Source organism: Actinoalloteichus spitiensis RMV-1378, assembly GCF_000239155.1.
GTDB classification, from domain to species: Bacteria; Actinomycetota; Actinomycetes; order Mycobacteriales; family Pseudonocardiaceae; genus Actinoalloteichus_B; species Actinoalloteichus_B spitiensis.
Genome location: NZ_AGVX02000830.1, coordinates 1 through 1,246 on the forward strand (window position 1 = coordinate 1; position 1,246 = coordinate 1,246).

1 protein-coding gene is annotated in these 1,246 nt (G+C 73.4%); it reads right to left on the bottom strand.

The features are described from left to right. Nucleotides 1-31 precede the first annotated feature (31 nt). Nucleotides 32-1,132, bottom strand: coding sequence for a LacI family DNA-binding transcriptional regulator (locus ACTIDRAF_RS0225750; protein ID WP_083886729.1), 1,101 nt, complete (start codon nucleotides 1,130-1,132; stop codon nucleotides 32-34). Nucleotides 1,133-1,246: the final 114 nt, after the last annotated feature.

A 1,246-nucleotide genomic window follows, 5' to 3' on the forward strand; every position in this document is an offset into this window, starting at 1 on the left:
GGAAGGCGGGAAAGAGGCGCGGGCCGGCCGGTCACGGCCCGAACCAGCGCTCCTGGCTGTTGCGGGGCGGAGCGGCCGTGCCGCCGGTGCGCAGGCTCGTCGGTAACACGATCTTCCTCGGTCGGCCGTGGTCCGGCTGCTCCCGCAGCAGGCGGCCCGCCTCCGCGCCCTTGTCCCGCACCGGCTGCACCACGGTGGTCAACCCCACCCGTTCGGCCTCGGCGATGCCGTCGAAGCCGGTCACCGTCAGGTCCTGGGGCACCCGCAGGCCACGGCGCCTGGCCTCCTCGAGCGCGCCGAGCGCCAGGATGTCGGAGGTGCAGACCACCGCCGTGATCTCCGGGTCCAGATCCAGGATGCGGGCGGTGGCGGAGGCACCCGACTCCACGCTGTGGTCGAACCGTTCGACGACGGGCACCTGCGCCCACTGGACCCCGACCGCCTCGAAAGCCGCGGCGAGGGCGACCAGGCGGGCACGCTGCACGTGGAAGTGGGCCGACCGCTGCCGGTCCAGCGAGGCGACCGCGTCGTTGCGGTCACGTCCGAGCCGCATGCACACCACCCCGACGCGGCGGTGCCCCAGGCCGATGAGGTGCTCGGCCATGCCGGTCATCGCGGAGCCGTCGTCGATGCCGACCGTGTCGACCCCGGGGAGGCTGGGCTGGTCGCAGACGACGGTGGGGACCGGCCGCTCCAGCACCGCGGCCAGGTGGGGGTCGTCGTCGGGCACCGAGTAGACGACGAAGCCGTCGACCCCCGCCCGGTGCACCGCGGCGAGGTCCTCCCGCTCGGGGTTGGCCGGGACCAGCAGCAGCCCCTGGCCGGCGGCTTCGCAGGAGAGCGCCAGGCCCTCCAGGAAGCTGACGGCGGCGGGGTCGCGGAAGGCGTAGGAGAGGTTCTCCGTCAGCAGGAGACCGAGCGCACCCGCCTTGCGGGTGCGCAGGGACCGCGCGACCGGGTCCGGGCCGGGGTAGCCGACCCGCCGGGCGGCCTCGAGAACACGTTGCCGGAGTTCGGGCGAGAGCTGGTCAGGACGGTTGTAGGCATTGGACACCGTTGTCCTGGACACGCCGAGCTCCGCCGCCAGCGACGCCAGGGTCGCCGGCCGGCGAGAACTGATGGACCGCACCATGAAGTGACCGTAACGGTTCAGAACCAATTGGTGAAGCCAGGGCGACCAACGCCACGACGCGGGTATTTTCCGCGCGTGCGTCGGCCCGCACCGCCGCCTCTCGGAGGCCGCCCG